Source organism: Nonlabens sp. Ci31 (assembly GCF_012974865.1).
In the GTDB taxonomy this organism is placed as follows: domain Bacteria; phylum Bacteroidota; class Bacteroidia; order Flavobacteriales; family Flavobacteriaceae; genus Nonlabens.
The window spans coordinates 3,616,708-3,633,399 of record NZ_CP043633.1 but is presented as its reverse complement, the minus strand read 5'-3'; the positions used below and the strand labels follow the sequence as shown (position 1 = coordinate 3,633,399).

Annotated in this window: 17 protein-coding genes and 1 pseudogene; 7 read left to right on the top strand and 11 right to left on the bottom strand. The window is 36.3% G+C overall.

The window, feature by feature from the left end; all coding sequences use genetic code 11:
* Positions 1 to 20 precede the first annotated feature (20 nt).
* Positions 21 to 814, bottom strand: a pseudogene (locus tag F0365_RS15980) (cation transporter).
* A 260-nt stretch (positions 815 to 1,074) separates the two neighbouring features.
* Here F0365_RS15980 and F0365_RS15975 point away from each other — a divergent pair.
* Positions 1,075 to 1,413, top strand: coding sequence for a single-stranded DNA-binding protein (locus F0365_RS15975; RefSeq protein WP_169934619.1), 339 nt, complete (start codon positions 1,075 to 1,077; stop codon positions 1,411 to 1,413).
* 149 nt (positions 1,414 to 1,562) lie between these two features.
* Here the strand turns inward: F0365_RS15975 and F0365_RS15970 are convergent, their stop codons facing one another.
* Positions 1,563 to 2,807 carry a hypothetical protein gene (locus F0365_RS15970; RefSeq protein WP_169934618.1) on the bottom strand — a complete coding sequence of 415 codons (1,245 nt, stop codon included), beginning with the start codon at positions 2,805 to 2,807 and terminating at the stop codon, positions 1,563 to 1,565.
* A gap of 148 nt (positions 2,808 to 2,955) precedes the next feature.
* Here F0365_RS15970 and F0365_RS15965 point away from each other — a divergent pair, with 148 nt between their 5' ends.
* Positions 2,956 to 4,596 (top strand): SulP family inorganic anion transporter, encoded by a 1,641-nt coding sequence (locus tag F0365_RS15965; RefSeq protein WP_169934617.1) that lies wholly within the window; start codon positions 2,956 to 2,958, stop codon positions 4,594 to 4,596.
* A gap of 170 nt (positions 4,597 to 4,766) precedes the next feature.
* On the opposite strand, the gene F0365_RS15960 is transcribed toward F0365_RS15965, so the two are convergent.
* Positions 4,767 to 5,930 carry a retropepsin-like aspartic protease gene (locus tag F0365_RS15960; protein WP_169934616.1) on the bottom strand — a complete coding sequence of 388 codons (1,164 nt, stop codon included), beginning with the start codon at positions 5,928 to 5,930 and terminating at the stop codon, positions 4,767 to 4,769.
* 115 nt (positions 5,931 to 6,045) lie between these two features.
* Between F0365_RS15960 and F0365_RS15955 the strand changes: the two genes are divergently transcribed.
* The gene (locus F0365_RS15955) at positions 6,046 to 7,674 is read left to right on the top strand and encodes an acyl-CoA carboxylase subunit beta (protein ID WP_169934615.1); all 1,629 of its coding nucleotides are present in this window, start codon (positions 6,046 to 6,048) and stop codon (positions 7,672 to 7,674) included.
* A gap of 46 nt (positions 7,675 to 7,720) precedes the next feature.
* On the top strand, positions 7,721 to 8,521 hold the full coding sequence (locus tag F0365_RS15950) for an alpha/beta hydrolase (RefSeq protein ID WP_169934614.1): 801 nt from the start codon (positions 7,721 to 7,723) through the stop codon (positions 8,519 to 8,521).
* 238 nt (positions 8,522 to 8,759) lie between these two features.
* Here the strand turns inward: F0365_RS15950 and F0365_RS15945 are convergent, their stop codons facing one another.
* From F0365_RS15945 to F0365_RS15930, 4 genes are all read right to left on the bottom strand, one after another.
* On the bottom strand, positions 8,760 to 8,924 hold the full coding sequence (locus F0365_RS15945; RefSeq protein WP_169934613.1) for a hypothetical protein: 165 nt from the start codon (positions 8,922 to 8,924) through the stop codon (positions 8,760 to 8,762).
* Positions 8,912 to 9,613: an ABC transporter ATP-binding protein gene (locus F0365_RS15940; RefSeq protein WP_169934612.1), complete on the bottom strand. Its 702-nt coding sequence runs from the start codon at positions 9,611 to 9,613 to the stop codon at positions 8,912 to 8,914. The genes F0365_RS15945 and F0365_RS15940 overlap by 13 nt, the downstream gene beginning before the upstream one ends.
* 241 nt (positions 9,614 to 9,854) lie before the next feature.
* Positions 9,855 to 10,634, bottom strand: coding sequence for an O-methyltransferase (locus F0365_RS15935; protein WP_169934611.1), 780 nt, complete (start codon positions 10,632 to 10,634; stop codon positions 9,855 to 9,857).
* 43 nt (positions 10,635 to 10,677) lie between these two features.
* Positions 10,678 to 11,430, bottom strand: a complete 753-nt coding sequence (locus F0365_RS15930; protein WP_169934610.1) for a thioredoxin family protein — start codon at positions 11,428 to 11,430, stop codon at positions 10,678 to 10,680.
* Positions 11,431 to 11,612: 182 nt separating this feature from the next.
* Between F0365_RS15930 and mazG the strand changes: the two genes are divergently transcribed.
* The 3 genes from mazG (at position 11,613) to F0365_RS15920 (ending at position 13,838) form a co-directional block, all read left to right on the top strand.
* Positions 11,613 to 12,386, top strand: coding sequence for a nucleoside triphosphate pyrophosphohydrolase (gene mazG / locus F0365_RS15925; RefSeq protein WP_169934609.1), 774 nt, complete (start codon positions 11,613 to 11,615; stop codon positions 12,384 to 12,386).
* Between the two features lie 643 nt (positions 12,387 to 13,029).
* A complete protein-coding gene (locus tag F0365_RS16715) occupies positions 13,030 to 13,161 on the top strand; it encodes a hypothetical protein (protein WP_262889019.1) in 132 nt (43 codons plus the stop codon).
* Between the two features lie 62 nt (positions 13,162 to 13,223).
* Positions 13,224 to 13,838, top strand: a complete 615-nt coding sequence (locus F0365_RS15920; protein ID WP_169934608.1) for a hypothetical protein — start codon at positions 13,224 to 13,226, stop codon at positions 13,836 to 13,838.
* A 32-nt stretch (positions 13,839 to 13,870) separates the two neighbouring features.
* Here the strand turns inward: F0365_RS15920 and F0365_RS15915 are convergent, their stop codons facing one another.
* From F0365_RS15915 to F0365_RS15900, 4 genes are all read right to left on the bottom strand, one after another.
* Positions 13,871 to 14,041 (bottom strand): YqaE/Pmp3 family membrane protein, encoded by a 171-nt coding sequence (locus F0365_RS15915; RefSeq protein ID WP_169934889.1) that lies wholly within the window; start codon positions 14,039 to 14,041, stop codon positions 13,871 to 13,873.
* 183 nt (positions 14,042 to 14,224) lie between these two features.
* Complete coding sequence (locus F0365_RS15910; RefSeq protein ID WP_169934607.1) at positions 14,225 to 14,380, bottom strand: YqaE/Pmp3 family membrane protein; 156 nt, start codon at positions 14,378 to 14,380, stop codon at positions 14,225 to 14,227.
* Positions 14,381 to 14,413: 33 nt separating this feature from the next.
* On the bottom strand, positions 14,414 to 15,754 hold the full coding sequence (gene purB, locus F0365_RS15905; protein WP_169934606.1) for an adenylosuccinate lyase: 1,341 nt from the start codon (positions 15,752 to 15,754) through the stop codon (positions 14,414 to 14,416).
* A gap of 355 nt (positions 15,755 to 16,109) precedes the next feature.
* A complete protein-coding gene (locus F0365_RS15900) occupies positions 16,110 to 16,571 on the bottom strand; it encodes a hypothetical protein (protein ID WP_169934605.1) in 462 nt (153 codons plus the stop codon).
* Positions 16,572 to 16,692: the final 121 nt, after the last annotated feature.

Below are 16,692 nucleotides of genomic sequence, written 5' to 3'. Positions count from 1 at the left end.
TTTTAAGCAGTGCTTTGTGCTCACTTGCTCAATTTAAGTATCCGAAACGCTCCTTGAATTACCAAAACAAAAACGATTGTCCCTACAATCAAATCAGGTTTATTGGAACTCCAATAATTTACTAAAATTCCACCGATTATTACTCCTAAATTAATAATGACGTCATTTGAGGTAAAAATCATACCCGCTTTCATATGTGCCTCTTCTTTGCTTTTGGACTTTGGTAAAATGTACAGGCAAATCCCATTTGCAATAAGTGCAAAAATAGAAACAATAATCATGGTCGAAAAATCTGGAAGTTTTTCGTCTCCAAAAAATCTCCTTATAACTTCCATAAATCCGATAATCGAAAGTGTGATTTGAAAATATCCAGCAAGTTTTGCAATCCGTTTTTTCTTGATTAAGGTTCCGCCTATAGCAAACAAACTAATTCCGTACACAAAACTGTCTGCAAGCATATCTAAACTATCGGCAACAAGTCCCATAGATTTTGAGATCATTCCTGTTGTCATTTCGATGATAAAAAAGGCAAAATTTATGATAAGGACAGACCAAAGTAATTTTTTTGGTCTTTCTGTTCTTCAAATTCTGTTTGGTCGGTTTGTTCAGTCGAGATTTTCTTTCCGCCTAAATTCAGTTCGATAACGGACTTTTCGATTTTTTCAATTTCTCCGTTGTGAAAGACAGTCAATTTTCGATTCGGAATATCAAAGTCCAAATTGGCAATACTTGAAATTCCATCCAATTTCATTCGGATTAGATGCTCCTCTAAAGGACAGTCTATTTTGGTAATTTCAAATAGTGTCTTTTTCACTAGTTTTCAGAATTTTAAGCATTACTTATAACTCCCTATAAACCTAACTATAAAAATCAACACTAAATAAAAATATTTTAATGATAGTTAGTTCTATTGTTAGTAGACTATTTGTTATTATCAATTAAATACAAACGAAAATAAACGTAAACAAACGGTTAATATACAACTGTAACTTTAATACTGTCACATCTTTGCACCGTCATCAAAAACAAACGATGGCAGTAATTTATTTTTTAACCCATACAAACTAATTTATTATGAGCAATCTAAGCAACAGAGTACAGTTAATCGGACACCTTGGACAGGATCCAGAAATCGTAAATTTAAACGACGACAAGAAACTAGTGAAGTTCTCACTTGCCACCTCAGACCGTTATACCAACAAGTTAGGTGAGAAAGTAACAGACACACAATGGCATCGTATTGTAGCCTTTAATGCTACGGCAAACATTATTTCTGAATATGTGAAGAAAGGAAATAAAATAGCAGTAGAAGGAAAACTAGTCACCAGACAATGGGAAGACAAAGAGGGTGAGAAACAATACACCACAGAAGTTGTTTGTGATCAAGTACTGATGCTAGACACTAAGGTTTAATTACATAAAGTCGCCCTAGCAAATTATCAGGATATGCTTTCGTTATCTCAAGATTAGAAATTTGAAAAGCTTATTGAATTCGGCATAAATTAGGAACCGGTAAGCTTTTTTTTTTACAAAATTAATTCCTTTGGTATACCTGTGCTTATTTAGTAAAATGGAATTTGCACAGAAATACCTGTCTCTACATCTGGGGCATTATTGACATTAAGGTCCTCTTTGACATAAATGGTATACGATATCTTAGGTCGTGCATGCGTGTATAACATAGACCAGCTGCTTAAATTTTCAATAAGCGTGGTGTAGCCATAATGCCATCCTTGGTTGATGGCTGCATAATTTCCTTTGAGGTGAAAATAGTTCGCTTCTTCCTTTTTAAAGTAAGAGGTTTGATTTTGATAATTCAGCCCGATGATGTTTTGGTGGCCTTTTGAGGTTTGATGGGTCCATTGTGCCATGACTTCTCCAGAACCTAAAAACCGGTTGTTTCCCAGATCGAGGTTGTCACTTCCATCGATAGCATTTTTATACAGCACACTATATCCCAAACCGAACCAAAGATTACTTCTAGTGTTTAAGTTGTATTTTTTTATAGTATTGATTCCTATCCCTAAGTCCAGTGAGTTATTATAGGCACTGGTGTTCCAGCCTATCTGTGATTGTAAGTTAAAAAAAAGATGGCGCTCGTTCCATTTTTCTAATTGAGGATAATAAGTGTGTGCCAGTTCGAGACCTCCTAGAATGATATCTCCAGCTTGCATATTCAACCTCTTGCCATTGCGGTCTGTGTAATTCACAGCCACTTCATTCACACCATAAAATTTCCTACCAAAAGGATCTTCACCACCAGCAATATTGCTGTGAAACCATTCAATAGATTCATCATTGGTAAAAGGGGAGTCAAAGAAATCACCTTTTACTGTTTGAAAAGCTCTCAAGCCTATTCTTATCTCATTATGATCGTTTAAAGGCAAGGTGAGTGCCGGGCGATAGATTTTGTAAACCGCATCGATTTCAATGTCCATTATCTGTGCAGGAGTCGTTTCTTGATCTACAAAATCAAAGACTCTAAAATACCAGGTTTGGTCGGCAAATTGGGCTCGTAACTCTGGGTCATCTGGAAGAAATGCCTGTACAGGAGCATGAAAATTATTTCCTGATTGAGTTTCTAGATGCAGTTGAGGGCTAGTACTCGCGCGCGCTTTAAAATTTTGCGTCATGCGAGAAGAAAATAATCCAAAATGATGCGTAGACGCGAGATGTGGTTTTAACAGCCCATTAACGTCTACCGTTAAGGAATCCTTTTGTGCGAGGCATACGATGTTAGAAAATAGGACTGCCCATAAGCTAAGACATACATACCCATTTGATAAGAAGAAAGAACTGCGACACATGTGGTAAAAATATTGTTTTCCTAAGTTAGAAATGCCACTTCTATTAAATTTGTTCGAGAGCTATGATTTTGATTCCGCTTTCGCGAAAGCGGAACACTCATATATCTTATAAAAAGCCGTACTTTTGCACGCTTAAAAATCAGGCATTATGCGCAAGATCTTCAATAATTTCACTAAAAATCCGAAGGACGATATTCTAGCGGGAATTACTGTTTCTCTAGCGATGATTCCAGAGGTGGTTGCCTTTGCATTTGTGGCGGGAATAGATCCATTAGTAGCGCTTTCTGGTGCCTTTATTATTGGTTTGATTACAGCACTTTTCGGAGGTAGACCTGGATTGATTTCTGGAGCTGCTGGAGCAGTGGCTGTTATTTTTGTGGATTTGATTATCAAAGGTCATGAGAGAGGAATGTTGATGGAAACGCCAGTGGAGAATATGGGTTTTTATTACCTCTTCGGTGCTGTGATTCTTATGGGACTGATTCAGATTTTGGCAGGTGTTTTTAAAATCGGGAAATTTGTTCGATTGATTCCGCATCCGGTGATGATGGGATTTGTAAACGGTTTGGCGATTGTAATTTTTATCGCACAAGTAAAAATGTTTACGCATAAAAAACTAGAAGTAGGAGCAGATGGTGTGGATAAATACATTTCCACTTATATGCAGGGAACAGAGTTGTGGATCATGATAGGTCTGGTTGCTTTAACTATGGCGATTATATGGTTATTACCTAAATTGACTAAAAAAATTCCAGCGGCACTTACGGCAATATTGGTCACAACGACGGTAGTTGTTTTTGGCGGTATGGATGCAAGTACGGTAGGATCCTATATCATAGAAGGTGGTGGAACTGGATTGAAAGGGGAGATTCCAACGCCTAATATGGAGCTTTGGGAGAATTTACCTATAGGTTATGATACCTTTTTATTTATTTTGCCCTATGCATTTCTTGCAGCTGCTGTAGGTCTTATTGAATCTTTAATGACCATGAATCTAGTAGATGAATTAACAGAAACTAGGGGTAGCGGTAACCGAGAATGTGTCGCTCAAGGAGCAGGAAATATCATTAGTGGACTCTTTGGTGGTACAGGTGGGTGTGGTATGATAGGTCAGACCGTAATTAATATCAATGCTGGTGGACGAGGTCGTTTATCTGGTGTAATGATGTCGGTGACCTTATTAACCTTTCTATTGTTTACAGATAAACTTATCGAGCAAGTGCCTATCGCTGCTTTGATAGGAGTGATGTTTATGATGGTTATTGAGACCTTTGCCTGGTCTAGTTTTAGGATTTTGGGTAAAATACCTAAATCTGACGCGGTTGTTTTAGTGATTGTATCTGTAGTGACAGTCGTTTTTGATCTTGCTATAGCTGTATTTGTAGGAGTTATTATTTCTGCATTAGTATTTGCTTGGGAAAGTGCCAAACGCATTAGAGCTCGCAAAAGCATTAAAGAAGATGGAACTAAAGTCTACGAGATTTGGGGACCGTTATTCTTTGGTTCGGTAACTGATTTTAATAAGAAATTTGACCCTAAAAACGATCCTGATAAAATAGAAATAGACTTTATAGAATCACGTGTACAAGATCATTCTGGTATTGAGGCTCTAAGAGGTGTAGCAAATAAATATCTGGATCTAGGGAAAGAAATAAAACTCACGCATTTAAGCCCAGAATGTAAAGAATTGTTGATGCGTCACAATCCAGAATTTGACACGATTATTGAAACTAGTATTGAAGATCCACGGTATCATATTGCAACTGATTTACTAGACGCAGAGGTATAAAAATAAAATGAAAGGACTTATTTAGTACGGAATAACTTTCAGCACAGGATTTGTCAAGATTTCACACGAAGGGAAGAAGATTTCACCCCATTCAGCACAGAAGTTTCCGACAACCGCTAGGACGGAAAGGTCTTAAAATCAGGATATGTTACATAAAAATTTCTCAGATGTTATTTTATAAGTTCTCGTATTTTTAAAGTAGTTGTCAATTCAATGCCATCTCGTAAATAGACAATCTTCAAATTTTCTACATCTTTATAATTAATAGCATTCCATTTCTCACAAGCATTGCTATCGGTTATATTTTTAAACTCAAAATCATTTATAGATAAGAGGACATCACCTAACTGTAGGTCAATAGCAAACTCTTCTATCAATCCAGTTACTAGCGCTTTATTCTCTTTAATTCTAAATTTAAAGCCAAAAGAGTTTTGCTGTGTTTTTTCAAATTCTTTTAGTTTTTTGAGGTAGATTTTCTGAGACGTCCAGTCCATAACTACGTCGTGTTTATTCATGAATTTGTTTCCTATCAGGTTACCAAAATCTAAATCCACCACTTGCGCGCCCATTTCAATAGAGCCTATTCTCAAACTATCTGTTTTTATAGTTCTTATGGTTGTAGAATCTATAACTCCATAAAGACCTATACCAGAATTGCCATAATTCGTAAATCCATCTGCTTCTTTAAATTCGGCTAGTTCTCTATCAATGTCTATATGACCGCCAAAACCTGTATCATAAACAAATAGAGTCTCTAATCCATTTACATGACCTCGCAAATACGGTGTTTTACTAGCAGACACTATAAATGAAAGTGTATCCGTATAGGTGGTTAAGTCATAATGAGCAAGTTGGTCGGTTATGGTAATTTCACGATTTTGATAATCAAATTTCCAATAGGATTTTGCCATTTGATTAGAACCTATGATACCATCTATTCCCATGCAATCAAACTCAAAAACATTCCTCAAATCGGCTACAACACCACCTGTGTTATGATACGTCAGGTTCCCTATTTTTATTTCTGGAACGACTACTACTTTTTGACTATTAATTTGTCCTTGAGAATCTTCAATAGCAATATAATCTATCGCTTCTATTTTTAAGTCTTCATAAATAGCATTGGAAATAACAGTAGGCGCTCCGGTATCCACTAGAAAGTTATATTTTATAGAATTAATCTCTACTTCAACAATCGCATAGTTATAATCATAATTAAAAGGTATGATTTCTTTATAATCAATGTTGGTTAGGGTTCCGTTATTAAAAATTTTAGATAATCCAGAGCAACTTACAAGGAATAGAATAAAAATGAGGCAAGGTATTTTTTTCATGGTAATAGATTGGTCTTTAAAGATAAGTCAGGTTTCAATTCCGCTTTCGCGAAAGCGGAAATATTCACATACTTATAACATCTAAAATCGTTATTTTTGAACAAAGACTTATTACATGGATTTAGACTTCAATAAAAACGAAGATCACAATAAAATGCTGCTTTCTGACCTGAGAAGAAAGTTTGCGCAAGTTGCCTTAGGAGGCGGAAAAAAACGCGTGGAGAAACTACATGAAAAAGGCAAAATGACTGCCCGTGAACGCATTGATTACCTCGTTGATAAGCCTGAAGATTGTATAGAAATTGCTGCTTTTGCAGGTGACGGAATGTATGAAGAACACGGTGGTTGCCCGAGCGGTGGTGTTGTGGTGAAAATAGGATATGTTCAAGGTAGACAAGTTATTGTTGTTGCAAATGATGCGACCGTAAAAGCGGGTGCCTGGTTTCCTATTACAGGAAAGAAAAACCTACGCGCTCAAGAAATCTCTATAGAAAACAGACTGCCGATTATTTATCTTGTAGATAGTGCAGGAGTTTATTTGCCTTTGCAGGATGAGATATTTCCAGATAAAGAACACTTCGGCCGTATTTTTAGAAATAATGCGGTAATGAGTAGTATGGGAATTACTCAAATAGCTGCGGTTATGGGTAGTTGTGTAGCCGGTGGCGCTTACCTCCCTATCATGAGTGATGAAGCATTGATCGTTGATAAGACAGGAAGTATTTTCTTAGCGGGTTCTTACTTAGTCAAAGCAGCTATAGGAGAAACAATTGATAATGAAACCTTAGGTGGTGCCACAACGCATTGCGAGATCAGCGGGGTAACTGATTACAAAGCAAAAGACGATAAAGACGCACTTGATAAGATCAAAAAGATTTTTGATAAAATAGGTGCTAGTGATACCGCTGGTTTTAATAGAGTAGATACTAAGAAGCCCGAACTAGATCCAGAAGGCTTATTTGGCGCGCTTCCTAGAGCGCGCAATGCACAATACGACATGATGGAACTCATTAATCGCATGGTAGATGCAGGTTCTTTTGAGGCTTATAAAGATGGTTATGGACAGACCTTAATTACGGGTTATGCTCGTATGGATGGTTGGGCTGTTGGTATAGTAGCTAATCAAAGAAAAATCGTCAAAACAAAGAAAGGCGAAATGCAATTTGGGGGTGTGATTTATAGCGATAGTGCCGATAAAGCAACGAGATTTATAGCTAATTGTAATCAAAAGAAAATTCCTTTAGTCTTTTTACAAGATGTTACAGGTTTTATGGTGGGTTCTAAATCAGAACATGGCGGTATTATCAAAGATGGAGCAAAGATGGTAAATGCTGTTTCTAACTCAGTCGTTCCCAAGTTTACGGTTATTATAGGGAATAGCTATGGGGCAGGAAATTATGCGATGTGCGGTAAAGCATATGATCCACGATTAATAGTTGCATGGCCTACGGCAGAGCTTGCTGTAATGAGTGGTAATAGTGCGGCAAAAGTATTGATGCAAATAGAAAAAGCATCCCTAGAAAAAGCGGGTAAAAAACTAACGGAAGAAGAAGAGAAAGCATTGTTTGCCAAAACAAAAGACCGTTATGATAAACAAGTCTCTCCTTATTACGCAGCTTCTAGAATCTGGACCGATGCGATCATCGATCCTAGAGATACAAGAAAATGGATTTCTATGGGAATAGAAGCGGCAAATCACGCTCCTATTACCAAGGATTTTAATCTTGGTATCATACAGACATAAGATTTTGAAGATAAAAACGAATTAAAATCTCCTTAAATAGGCACTTATGAAATTTTTAAAGAGATTTTTAAAACTACTTTGTATACTAGCAATAGCAGGCTACCTATCGATTTGTGGCCTGATATACTTTTATCAGGAAAACCTGCTTTTCTTTCCTGAGAAATTAGAAGAAGGATATCAGTTTGATTTTCAACATGATTTTGAAGAAAGGAATATTGTTACCGGCTCTGGTCATATTATTAATACACTGCTATTTAGAAAAGAGAATTCAAAAGGAGTTATCTTTTATTTACATGGAAATGGTGGTAGCTTAAGAACAGCCGGGGATGTTTCCCAGCATTTCTTGCCTTTGGGCTACGATGTATTTCTAATTGATTATCCTGGTTATGGGAAGAGTTCTTCAGTGATTACAGATCAAGAAGAGCTTTTTCAAGATATTCAAGATGTTTACAACGATCTTAAAAAAGTATATTCGGAAGAAAGAATAGTGGTTTTAGGTTATTCTATAGGTACAGGTCTTGCGGCAAAACTTGCCTCTAATAACAGTCCTGATAAATTGGTTTTACACGCCCCGTATTATAGCATGACCGATATGATGCGGCGTAATTATTCATTGATTCCGACATTCATATTAAGATACGACCTGGCAACAAATGTCTATTTAAAAAACTGCAAGATGCCGGTATACCTTTTTCATGGGGTAGATGATAGTTTAATTCCTGTAGAATCTTCAGAGCTATTGAGTACGGAGTTTGATCTTCCTTTATTTAGGTTAACAGCTCAAGGACATAATAATATAGCTGGTAATGCTGAGGCGCTGAGGCAATTAAATGAGGTTTTGAATTAGTAGATGAATTCACTACTATCAGGCGTATTCATTTATACAGTTCCTTTATCTATAAAAGTATTTCCCATTTTAAGATGAAAGAAGTTCATTTCCATCCCACTAATCTATTATTAAAATAGGGTATTTAAATAAGATAGATGTGCTACTGTACAATAAGAGAATGCGAGAGTAAAAAAGCCTAAGATAATTTGAAACTAAGATGGCCCTTTATAAAAGGAGTAACAGCTCTTTAGTATTGCTAGTCACCTCCTTCTCGTTTTTCCTTAAGACGTTGCTTAAAGTTTCTTCGTTTGCGGTTCTTGATACTGCCTTGTTTGCCTTTGTTCCAAAACAAAAAGATCACAAACGCCAGTAGAACTGCCCCTATATAAATCCAGTCTTTATGCTCGCTTAAGATTTCCATGGCTGATTTCTTATGTCACTTTCTATAACACCATCACGCAGTCTAATAATTCGATGCGCATGCTCTGCAACTTCTTCTTCGTGAGTCACTAATATAACCGTATTACCGTCTTCATGGATTTTATCAAAAAGAGCCATAATTTCTATACCGGTTTTGGAGTCTAAATTTCCTGTAGGTTCATCGGCTAGAATAATAGATGGATTGTTCACTAATGCTCTTCCTACGGCTACCCGCTGGCGCTGTCCACCAGAAAGTTGGCTGGGTTGGTGATCCATACGGTCGGCCAGTCCTACACTAGTAAGGACTTCTTTGGCTCTAGCTACTCGGTCTTTTTTAGACATTCCTGCATAAATCATAGGTAAGGCGACATTATCTAATGCTGTGGTTCTCGGTAAGAGGTTAAAAGTCTGGAAGACGAAACCTATTTCTGTATTTCTAATATCGGCCAGTTGATCATCGCTCAGGCTAGAAACATCAGTACCATTCAGTTTGTAACTACCAGCAGTAGGGGTGTCCAGACAGCCTAATAAATTCATCAAAGTAGATTTACCAGAACCAGATGGTCCCATAAATGCTATGTAATCTCCTTTTTTGATTTCTAAATCGATTCCCTTAAGAACGTGAACGATTTCTTGACCTAGCTTAAAATCGCGAATAATATTGCGTACTTCGATAACATTTTCACTCATGCGACTAAAATATGAATTTTTGATTTAAAAGAGTTCTACGGGTATGACGCAGCGATGGTTATTTAGTTACAACATTTATAATTTAATAGTTATTGCTATAGAACTATACATCGAGATGTTCTTGAAAATAGAAACCACATAAAGGATATGGAACAAATTTGCGGTATAGCTTTCTCAAAAGCAACTATTCTTCACGCCAATTTTTAAGCATGACAATCCATTCATCTGGCTTTATGGAAAGTTACAACTTCACATAAAATTGCTCCTGCATCTGTTCTTTTCTAAAGAAAATCAGTCCAAAATCAAAACAGTCCACGCTTGCCGTCACCTGAGGATGATGGCAAATTTGATTCCACGCACGAGTCATGTCGGCAGACCAGTAAATATCATCAAAGATCACGACGGTATCATTATGTACCTGATGCAAAATGCTCTCGAAGTAAAAACAGGTAGCGTCGCCATTGTGATGTCCATCGATATAAATCAAGTCGTAAATAGGAGCAGGGGTCTTTTGCTCTTTAAAGAAATCTTGAAAGGTAGCATTCACAAAGTTCACCTGTTTCAGGTCTTCTTTCTCAAGGGCTTTTTTTGCAAATTCATAAACCTCAGGACTTCCTTCTACCGTTGTAATTTGTGCATGCGGTCTTGCGGTTGCCATGGCATGAGTCGCTATTCCTAAAGAGGTGCCTAATTCCAGAACTGTATTTACTTCAAAATAACTACACCATCGGTAAAGCAATTGCGTGTCTTTTTCTGTACTGCAATTGTGCTGGAGAATGTCGGTTACCTTTCTGTCATTAGATTTAAAAACCCTACTTCCTGCACCGTGATCTTCTATGTGTAAGCTGCTTTTGTTGTTATGTAAGCTTTCGCGAAAGCGAGACAATTTTAAATAATCTGCATAAGGACTGGCATCCCTAAGGCACTTTTTTTCCAATTGGAAAACAAAAGGCGAGTGAATGCCATGCAAGTGAAATGACTTGATGAGGTGAGAAAAGTAAGCAAATATAAAGTGAAACAATTTTTAGTTTTTTACCGTAGCAAAGATGCCTTAAAAATGGGTGTTATTCGGCCTCTATCTTTTTAATTAACTCTTCTATAATAGCTGTGGAGGTGCCGCTACGAGCCGCTAGATTTTTTGCCTTTTGAGCTGTTTGTAAGGCCTTTTTAGGCTCTTTCATTTTGTGAAGTACATGTGCTTTAGTCTGAAGGTTATAATTGTTTTCTTCCAACTCAATAGAGCGGTTGACAAGGTTTAGGGCGCATGCGAGGTCTTTTTGAGCGGTCAAATTTTTATAAATGTTCCAGCTCAATTCATTTAGTTCTTGTGCGCTGTGCCACAATTGCTCTAAGTTTTTTTTAGTTAGATTTTCATGGTCACCTGCTGCGATTTGATACTTAGAAGCCTTTCCTCGGTAGGGTAGAAGATCTCCTTTTACTTCCATGGCATCGTGTTTTTTTATCAATCCTACCATTTTATCGCGACTCATGACACTGCTGCTTTGTCCTATTTTACGGCCGTTTTTTATAAAAAAGTAAGTAGGAATGGAATTGACTTTAAGAATATCGTCTGAGATATTGTCGTCTGTATTCATTTTATAGATGGTCACATCTATAGTTTTATCTTCTGAAATGGATTTGATGACCGGTGCCATATATTTACAAGGGCCGCACCAAGGTGCTGTAAAATAAAGGATTTTGATCTGGTCATCTTGAGCCATAACTGTATCTTCCATAGTCGCATCGGTTACATATTCTTGTGCGTAGGAATCTGTCGTTAATAAAAGTGAAAAAGTAATTATAAATAGAATTCGCATCTGGTTGTTTTTATTTTTATACTAACTAACTTTATGCCAGTATTATTATGGGAGGCTAAGCATGCTTTCCTGCGGACGGCAGAAATGGCGATAATAGAAGACAAATATAAACTTCAACGCTCACAAAATAGTTTTTTAGAGAATGAGTTATTTCCAAAATTGATGCGTTTTAAAATATATACATGAATAATAGAAAAGAACAGCTTGCCGCTATAGATCGATTATTAACCATTATGGAGGAGTTGCGGGAGCGATGTCCATGGGATAAAAAGCAAACGCTGGAGTCCTTGCGTCACCTTACCATTGAGGAAACTTATGAGCTGGGCGATGCGATTCTTGATAAGGATATGGAAGAGATTCCTAAGGAGCTAGGCGATTTGTTATTACACATTGTTTTTTATGCCCAAATAGGCTCAGAGACCAATCACTTCGATATGGCAAGCGTAGCAAATGGTATTTGTGACAAGCTCATCTCGCGGCACCCACATATTTATGGTGATGTAAAAGTGAAGGATGAAGAAGAGGTAAAGGCCAACTGGGAAGCGCTGAAGCTGAAGGAAGGGAAAACCAGCGTACTGGAAGGCGTGCCTAAATCCTTGCCAGCCTTAGTCAAAAGCCAGCGCATCCAAGACAAAGTCGCCGGGATAGGCTTTGACTGGGAAAGGCCAGAACAGGTTAAAGAAAAACTAGAGGAAGAGCTGGCTGAGTTGCAGGTAGAAGTAGAAGCGGGTGATCATGATAAAATGGAGGCCGAATTTGGTGATGTGTTGTTTTCCTTGGTGAATTACGGTAAACATTTAGGGGTGAACCCAGAAGATGCCTTAGAACGCACCAATAAAAAGTTTATCAAACGCTTTCAATATTTAGAAGTTAAAGCCAAAGAAATAGGCAAGGAGTTGCGTGATATGACGCTGGCAGAGATGGATGTGTACTGGGAAGAGGCTAAGAAGGTGTAAGGAGTATGATTGAAATTAGAGAAACGGGAATAAGGAAAAGGGCGCTCAAGTTTTTTGAGTTTAAAGAAGGATTGATTAAGAGCGAGACGCCTAAGAGTTATTTGGATTATGTACCTAACGTAATTTATACGCAGCATTTATAGTTCCTGTTTTTTATTATGGATTTAAGCTTCCAGACAAGGCTTTTGGTTTGGGAATCGGCATTTACTTTTCATCCATTTTAATATGGATTTTGATAATTAAGTTTTTATTATGTAAAAATAACAATCAAGAAGAACCTGTCCTAAGCACTAATTCTTTAGATCTATCTATAACTAATAAGAGTTCGGTTTTCGGTAGAATACTATCTTTTTTAGGAGTAATTGCTATTGTTAGTTTAGCGATATTTGTCATTACAGATACTGATTATAAATTTGAATGGGTTCATATTTTGTTTTATCTAATGGCTTTGAAAGGGATATTTTATCTTAGTGTAATGGCTTATTCCAATGAGGATACAGATATAAAAATATTCAAAGTAGAGTCTGACCGATGGAGCGTTTCCTAAGATCAAGGAGATAAATATATACTTCTAGCAGACTTAAAACAGATTAAGATAGGAGATTTACATATATCCTTTGTACCCATAACTGGAAAGATAGAAATGCTTAAAAATTTAGAATTAAGCGAAGAAGAAAAATTGCAAGTGAAAGAGTTTTTAGAAAATAATTTAAAGGACATTGAAATCTCTTTTTATGAAAGTAGATTAGAAATTTTTAAAGATATTCAAGGTTAAAGTATATGTGGGATTCTAATCGTTTTTTGAAGTCGGATAATCGATCCTTAATAAACATACTATTGATCATCTTGTTTTTATTGGGATGGATCGCTATAAGTAAGTTTGATTTATTTGAATCTTATGATATAGAGTTCTATGGCTCTGCAGTTTTTATTCTGTATGTTATTTACTTAGCTTTTTATGTAATAAAACAAAGGTATCAACGAACCGATCATTTATCAATAATACAGTTAAACGGAAAGAAAAGGAAATGGGATACATTCAATTATGTATGGATTGTAATAGGTATATTAATTTTATTCTCTAATGAATTAAAGAGCAGCGATATAGTCTGGACGACTTCTAGTTATATCGCTATTTTGTCATTTTCTTTTTTAGTATTTGCGGGGTATCGTCTTTACATAAGTGATAATTATGAAAAGCGATTTTTATCTATAAAAGGCGAAAAACTCTACTTTATAGAATCAAAATCAACTTATTACGCTCCCGTAAATGAATTCCAGAAAATAAAGATGAGCTATAATAAAATCTCTGCAATTGCAAAAGATGGACGCCGTGATCGATTAGGCGGATATGAAATGAGCGATGGAGACTTACTTCAACTTATTGTGTTTCTAGAAAATCAGGCACCACAAATTGAGATCGAAGTGCTTTTTGAGGATACTAAAAACTAATGCCATAAACTAATAGGATCCATCTTAATTACTTATAAAATTTCATTGTTTCTTGAGGTCAAATAAAAAGCATGAATAATACCTGGAAAAAAAAACAACATGGTTAGTAGGATACTTATTGCTAAATCATTGTCAATTCCTCTTTTCCTGAAAATGCTTACCGGTGGCGCAATTATATTTAAAATAATAGTTAATGAATTCACAGCTTTTTTATGCAAATTTACAACTTAATGATCATATGTTACCGTAATTACGCTAAAAACAAATAATTAAGCAGATATAAAACGCATTAACAAGGTGAAAAACACTTTTCTATTGGTTATGTAGAACTTAGTCTTTAGTAAGGAAAGTAGACCTTATATTTTTTTAGGAGCTTCAATTTTTAACTACTTAGAGGTGACGTAAAAGGCATGAATAACCCCAGGTATAACACCTAGTATAGTAAGTATGACGTTGATAATAAAATCTTTTCCTATTCCTTTGTTCAACGCAACCCCTAGTGGTGGAAGGAAAATGTTTAAAATAATAGTAAGAATACTCATAAACGGTATATTTTAATTAATGAAGTTAATTTACTATATCCCAGTAAAGGTGCTTGGAGTAATGACTCTCATTTCTGCTTTGATATCTTCACTTACTTCTAAAGTTTCGATAAAATTAGCAATGCTTTTTCCAGTGATTTTTTCGTTGGTACGCGTCAGTTCTTTTAAAGCTTCATAAGGATTAGGATAAGCCTCCCGACGTAAAATAGTCTGTATCGCTTCTGCAACTACGGCCCAATTATTCTCTAAGTCTTGAGCGATTTTGGTCTCATTTAATAAAAGCTTACCAAGTCCTTTTAAGGTGGCTTTAAAGGCAATAATTGTATGTGCTAGTGGCACCCCTACATTTCTCAACACCGTAGAGTCGGTTAAATCGCGTTGTAATCTAGAGATGGGTAATTTTGCAGATAGGTGCTCAAAAAGAGCGTTTGCAATTCCTAAGTTTCCTTCAGAGTTTTCAAAATCTATAGGGTTGACTTTATGTGGCATAGCGCTAGAACCTATCTCACCAGCTTTAATTTTTTGCTTGAAGTAATCCATAGAGATATAAGTCCAGAGGTCTCTATCTAAATCTATAAAAATAGTATTGATTCGCTTCAGGTTGTCAAAAAGAGACGCCATATGGTCGTAATGCTCGATCTGAGTTGTTGGAAAACTGTGTTTAAGACCTAATCTGTTTTCTACAAAGTCTTGACCAAATTTCTGCCAGTTTACTTGTGGAAATGCCACATGATGAGCGTTGTAATTTCCCGTTGCTCCACCAAATTTTGCTGCATGTTGTACTTGTTCCAGCATGTTCATTTGCTCTTCTATACGCACTACAAATACATAGAATTCTTTACCTAGACGGGTAGGAGAAGCTGGCTGTCCATGTGTACGAGCTAACAACGGAATGTCCTTCCAGTCGTTAGACAGTCGGTAGATTTCATCGCGTACCTCCTCTAATTCTGGTAGGTATACGTTTTTTATTGCATCTTTTATAGAAAGCGGGATAGCCGTGTTGTTGATGTCTTGTGAAGTCAATCCGAAATGGATAAATTCCTTATGAGCCGATAAACCCAAAAGATCAAATTGTTCTTTTAGAAAATATTCTACGGCTTTCACATCGTGGTTGGTCACCTTTTCTATGTCCTTAATAGCCTGCGCATGCTCATCTGTAAACTTGCGGTACAAGTCTCTTAATTGTTCTTGAGTTGGCTTAGGGAGTGGTTGTAATTGTTTAACTCCGCTTTCACTTAAAGCGATAAAATACTCCACTTCTACAAGAACGCGGTAACGTATCAAGGCAGACTCAGAAAAGTAATTGGCAAGGGGCTCGACTTTAGAACGGTAGCGTCCATCGATAGGAGAAATAGCTTGTAAAGCAGTAGGCATAGTTTATGTCTTTAAAGCGTGCTAAATTACGGTTTAAAAAGTCGAAATCCGCGCCTTTAGTCTTCTATTTTCTTTAAGATTCTTCTAGCAATAAATTTAAATTCATTGCCGTAATTTTCTTATTTTTTTCTGTAAAATAGAATTCAATTATGGATTGATCTTGTCCATTTTTCCCATTATAACAGGCTTTACACGAAGTAAGTCATGTTTTTGGTTTACAGGTCCCTATGCTCAGATTAAACTATGCTGTAAAGCAGCTTCTATTAGACGCTCACTTTTTTGGACTTTTAATTCTGGGACTCCTTAAGGAAGTATGTTTTCCATAATTAGGATGGATAACCTATCCACAATAAATTTAGTTTTCAGCAATAGAGACTCTGGTGCAGTTTTCTATTTTTTCTCCATTTTCTGCACAAATCCAGTTACCATTTGCAAGCTCTCCTTTAAATTCAAATCCACAATCAATACAAATAACGGAGTTGCTGCTCAATTTGTAACCGTCTTTAAAGGAGATAAGTTCCTTTGCCCCACTCATTTTTTCTTTATCGGTAAAGGCAATGAGAATTAATTTTTCTTCCTTAGTAATATTATCTTTAATTTTCTTGGTTTTGAATGCTGTAATAGAGCTTCTCGAGCTAAGATTAGCATCTCCTCGGTCCATTAGTTTATCCCAGTTCTTTTTAATTCCATTCAGATCTGTTGTGTTTCCTTGAAAATCATAGAGATTCATTTTGTTAAGGTCAGACCAGTTTTGATTGGAACTCGTACAGGAAATTAATAAGACTAGCGTAAAAAGTACTAAGATGGTATTTTTCATAATTATTATTTTAGAATGTAGACTCAAAAGGTAGTAATTTATTTTTTTGAATTGATGAACACTTATTGGGAAATTGGATAATCTCTCAAAGTAACGGGAAACTTAGTAACATCAGCAAAGC

Bases quoted from the DNA above. Each gene is read 5' to 3' on its own strand.
- F0365_RS15975 (WP_169934619.1), top strand. From the start codon at position 1,075: ATGAGCAATCTAAGCAACAGAGTACAGTTAATCGGACACCTTGGACAG.
- F0365_RS15970 (WP_169934618.1), bottom strand. From the start codon at position 2,807: ATGTGTCGCAGTTCTTTCTTCTTATCAAATGGGTATGTATGTCTTAGC.
- F0365_RS15965 (WP_169934617.1), top strand. From the start codon at position 2,956: ATGCGCAAGATCTTCAATAATTTCACTAAAAATCCGAAGGACGATATT.
- F0365_RS15960 (WP_169934616.1), bottom strand. From the start codon at position 5,930: ATGAAAAAAATACCTTGCCTCATTTTTATTCTATTCCTTGTAAGTTGC.
- F0365_RS15955 (WP_169934615.1), top strand. From the start codon at position 6,046: ATGGATTTAGACTTCAATAAAAACGAAGATCACAATAAAATGCTGCTT.
- F0365_RS15950 (WP_169934614.1), top strand. From the start codon at position 7,721: ATGAAATTTTTAAAGAGATTTTTAAAACTACTTTGTATACTAGCAATA.
- F0365_RS15945 (WP_169934613.1), bottom strand. From the start codon at position 8,924: ATGGAAATCTTAAGCGAGCATAAAGACTGGATTTATATAGGGGCAGTT.
- F0365_RS15940 (WP_169934612.1), bottom strand. From the start codon at position 9,613: ATGAGTGAAAATGTTATCGAAGTACGCAATATTATTCGCGATTTTAAG.
- F0365_RS15930 (WP_169934610.1), bottom strand. From the start codon at position 11,430: ATGCGAATTCTATTTATAATTACTTTTTCACTTTTATTAACGACAGAT.
- mazG (WP_169934609.1), top strand. From the start codon at position 11,613: ATGAATAATAGAAAAGAACAGCTTGCCGCTATAGATCGATTATTAACC.
- F0365_RS16715 (WP_262889019.1), top strand. From the start codon at position 13,030: ATGCTTAAAAATTTAGAATTAAGCGAAGAAGAAAAATTGCAAGTGAAA.
- F0365_RS15910 (WP_169934607.1), bottom strand. From the start codon at position 14,380: ATGAGTATTCTTACTATTATTTTAAACATTTTCCTTCCACCACTAGGG.
- purB (WP_169934606.1), bottom strand. From the start codon at position 15,754: ATGCCTACTGCTTTACAAGCTATTTCTCCTATCGATGGACGCTACCGT.
- F0365_RS15900 (WP_169934605.1), bottom strand. From the start codon at position 16,571: ATGAAAAATACCATCTTAGTACTTTTTACGCTAGTCTTATTAATTTCC.